Raw genomic sequence first — 3,803 nt, 5'->3', positions numbered from 1 at the left:
CGAGATTCCTCTACGTCTCGTGGGCTCGGAGATGTGTATAAGAGACAGGGGCAAAGGCAACACGACATAGGGGGGAACCATCATGCTGAAACACAGCCTCACCGCACTCGCACTCGCCACCTGCGCGACCGCATCCGCACAGGAGGTCAGCGCCGACTGGGTTCGCGCCCACGAAACCTTCCTCGCCGGCGACGAGCTCGCCGGTCGCGGCAGTGCGACACGGGACGAGGCGATCGCTGCCGCCTATGTCGCCACGCAGTTCCAGGCATATGGCCTGAAGCCCCCGCCCGGCATGACCGGCTATATCCAGAAAGCCCCCGTGGTGCGCCGCTTCGTCGCCGCGCCGCCGATGCTGATGGTCGGCACCACGCCCATTCCCGGCCTGACGCTCGTCCGCTCGCCCGGCGGCACCGTCACCGGTCAGGCACAGATCGTCCGCCGCGCATCCGCCATCCGCAACGGTGCCCCGATCATCATCTATACCGGCCGTGCGGACGATTTCCCCGCCGCGGTGGGGGCCGCGCGGGAAAAGGGCGCCACGCTCATCATCGGCCCCGCCACCAAAAAACCGGAGGCACCCTGGGCGGTCGGCCGCTCCCTTGGCGTCCGGCTTGCCGACGATGGCGCGCAGGGCACGACCATCGCCGCGCTTCCCGTCGCCGCGCTCACCGATCTCGCCGCCAAGGCACGGCGCCAGCCGGTCCGTTTCGACCTCCCCTTTCGCGAGGAACGCGCCGAAACCAGCAATGCGATCGGCTATCTGCCCGGTACCGATCCCGCCGCGGGCGTCCTGCTGCTCTCCGCGCATCTCGACCATCTCGGCGTCGAGGATGGCCGGATCATGCACGGCGCGAACGACGACGCGTCGGGCACCGTCGCGGTTCTCGAACTCGCCCGCACGCTGGCGGCGGGCAAGCCGATGAAGCGCGGCATCCTGTTCGGCGCGTTCGGCGCCGAGGAAGTCGGCCTGCTCGGCTCGAAATATTTCGGGGCGCACCTGCCCATCCCCGTCGAGCGCATCGCCGCCAATATCGAGTTCGAGATGATCGGTGCACAGGACCCCAAGCTGCCCAGGGGCGCGCTGATGATAACCGGTTATGAACGTTCCGACCTTGGCGAGCGGCTGACCGCCCACGGCGCCCGCCTCGCCCCCGATCCCTATCCGGACCAGAACTTCTTCCGCCGTTCCGACAACTATTCGCTCGCGCTGCGCGGCGTCGTCGCGCACACCCTGTCGGGCTGGGCGGTGGTGCCGACCTATCACCAGCCGACCGACACGATCGCGGCGATCGACTTTCCCTTCATGACCCAGGCGATCGCCTCACTGGTCGACCCCATTCGCAACCTCGCCAACAGCGACGCCGCCCCCGAATGGAAGTCCGGCGGGCGCCCCAAGGCGGATTGAGCCCGCGCCCCCGGCCCGCTAGGCACGGGGGCATGAAGCTCATCATCGGCAACAAGGCCTATTCGTCCTGGTCGCTGCGCGGCTGGCTCGCCGCCAAGCAGTCCGGCCTCCCCTTCGAGGAGGTCGTCGTGCCGCTCTACGACGCGGACTGGGACGCCAGGCGCGAGGGCGCGGAGTTCGCGCCCTCCTCGGGCAAGGTGCCGATCCTGTGGGATGGCGACGCGGTGGTGTGGGACAGCCTCGCCATTGTCGACTATCTTGCGGACAAGGTCGGCCGCGACCGTTTCTGGCCGGCGGACGATGCCGCGCGCGCCATGGCCCGCTCGATGGCGGCGGAAATGCATTCCAGCTTCACCGCGCTCCGCCGCAAGCACAGCATGAACATCCGCCAGGTCTATCCCGCCGTCCGCCCCGATGACGACGTGCTGGTCGATCTCGCCCGTATCATGGAACTATGGGCACAAGCGCGCGCCCGCTTCGGCGGCGACGGTGATTTCCTGTTCGGCAGCTTTGGCGCCGCGGACATCATGTTCGCCCCCGTGGTCACCCGCATCGTCACCTATCAGCTTCCGATCGCGCGCTTCGCGGTCGGCTATATGGATGCCGTTCTCCAGCATCCTTTCATGCAGGACTGGATCGCCGCCGCGCAGGAAGAGGAATGGCTGATCGAACGGTTCGAGCAGCCGACCGCATGACGGACGTCCTCGCGCTCGCGCAAGAGCTGCTCCGCGCCGAAAGCGTCACGCCGGCGCGTGGCGCGGTGTTCGACATTCTCGAATCGGCGCTGATCCCGCTCGGCTTTTCGGTCGATCGCTTCGTGGTCGGCGAGGCACCGGACGGCCCGGTCGAAAACCTGCTGGCGATACGCGAAGGTACCGGGCCCCATCTCGCCTTCGCCGGCCATGTCGATGTCGTGCCCGCGGGCGATGGCTGGACCGGCAGCCCCTTTTCCGGCGAGGTCCGCGACGGCCTGCTCTACGGCCGCGGCGCCGTCGACATGAAGGGCGCGGTCGCCGCCTTCATCGCCGCCTGCGCCATCACGCCAGCCGCCGCCCCGCTCAGCCTCATCATCACCGGCGACGAGGAAGGCCCCGCCACCTACGGCACCCGCGCGCTCATCGACCGCATGGCGGAACGCGGGGTGCGCCCCGACCTGTGCCTCGTCGGCGAACCCACCTCCAGCGCGCGCCTCGGCGACATGGTCAAGATCGGCCGCCGCGGCTCGGTCAACATCTGGATCACCGTGCCCGGCCGACAAGGCCACGTCGCCTACCCCCACCTCGCCGACAACCCGATCACCCGCCTGATCGCCATCCTCGCCGATATCGACGCCATCACCCTCGACACCGGCAACGCCTGGTTCCAGCCCTCCAACATCGAAGTCACCGACCTCCACGTCGGCAACCCTGCACACAACATCATCCCCGCCACCGCCCAGGCCCGCCTCTCGATCCGCTTCAACGACGAACACTCGGGCCACGCACTGCTCGACCGCATCGCCGCCATCGCCACCGCGCACGCCCCCGGCGCCCAGGTGACCGGCCGCATCTCTGGCGAGGCGTTCCTGACGGAGCCCGGCGCCTTCTCCACCCTGGTGTCCGAAGCGATCGAGGACGAGACGGGGTTACGTCCCGAACTCTCCACCACCGGCGGCACCTCGGACGCGCGCTTCCTCTCGAAACTCTGCCCCACCGTCGAATTCGGCCTGCTCAACGCAACCATGCACAAGGTCGACGAGGCGGTCGCGGTGGACGATCTCCACGCGCTCACCCGCATCTATGCCGGGATCATCGCTCGCGCGGGCGCCTGATCACGATATAGAGCGCACCCTGCCCGCCATGGCGGGGATGCGCGCCGCGCACCGCCGCGATGTGATCGGCATGGCGCGACCCCGCCAGCCAGTCGGCAATCGCCGCACGGATCGCGCCGCGCGCATGCGGGCGCTCGCTTTCCGGCCGCGGCGGCTTGCCCGTGACGAGCAGCAACAGCCGGTCGCCGCGCCCTATCGCGCGCTCCAGCCCCCGATCCAGCATCGCATGTGCGGATGCCAGCGTATGCCCATGCAGGTCGATCGAACTGTCCGGGATCACCGCCCCGCGCGTCAGCCTCTTGTCCCACCCGCCATCCAGCGTCTCACCTGGCCCTTTGCGCACCGGGGGCGCGACAACGACCGGCTGACGCACCGGCGGCACCCGCCCGCGCACCTTGGGCGCCCCCGGCGTCGGCAGGGTTTCCGCCTCGACCGGCACCGGCGCCGGCCGTGCGGGCACGACCGCGGCGCGCAGCGGCCGCACGCTCGCCATCACACGCTGCCACAGCAGCGCCTCGTCAGTATTGAGGGACCGCACCACCGCCCGCCCCCGCCTGCAACCGCGTAAGCGTGCCGACAGGGAGCAGC

General features: G+C 69.4%; 4 protein-coding genes. 3 read left to right on the top strand and 1 reads right to left on the bottom strand.

Annotated elements, in window-relative coordinates; genetic code table 11:
• Positions 1-82: 82 nt before the first annotated feature.
• From Q0U08_RS18575 to dapE, 3 genes are read left to right on the top strand one after another with little or no spacing between them, the layout of a single operon-like run.
• A complete protein-coding gene (locus tag Q0U08_RS18575; RefSeq protein ID WP_298093190.1) occupies positions 83-1,405 on the top strand; it encodes a M28 family peptidase in 1,323 nt (440 codons plus the stop codon).
• Positions 1,406-1,437: 32 nt separating this feature from the next.
• Positions 1,438-2,100, top strand: coding sequence for a glutathione S-transferase family protein (locus tag Q0U08_RS18570; protein WP_298093189.1), 663 nt, complete (start codon positions 1,438-1,440; stop codon positions 2,098-2,100).
• Positions 2,097-3,215: a succinyl-diaminopimelate desuccinylase gene (gene dapE, locus Q0U08_RS18565; RefSeq protein WP_298093188.1), complete on the top strand. Its 1,119-nt coding sequence runs from the start codon at positions 2,097-2,099 to the stop codon at positions 3,213-3,215. The genes Q0U08_RS18570 and dapE overlap by 4 nt, the downstream gene beginning before the upstream one ends.
• Here the strand turns inward: dapE and Q0U08_RS18560 are convergent.
• Complete coding sequence (locus Q0U08_RS18560; protein ID WP_298093192.1) at positions 3,193-3,708, bottom strand: Smr/MutS family protein; 516 nt, start codon at positions 3,706-3,708, stop codon at positions 3,193-3,195. The two genes, dapE and Q0U08_RS18560, sit on opposite strands and share 23 nt — an antisense overlap.
• Positions 3,709-3,803: the final 95 nt, after the last annotated feature.

This window comes from uncultured Sphingomonas sp., assembly GCF_946477935.1.
In the GTDB taxonomy this organism is placed as follows: domain Bacteria; phylum Pseudomonadota; class Alphaproteobacteria; order Sphingomonadales; family Sphingomonadaceae; genus Sphingomonas.
Note: the sequence above shows the minus strand (reverse complement) of the source record. Positions and strands in the feature narration are given on the sequence as shown.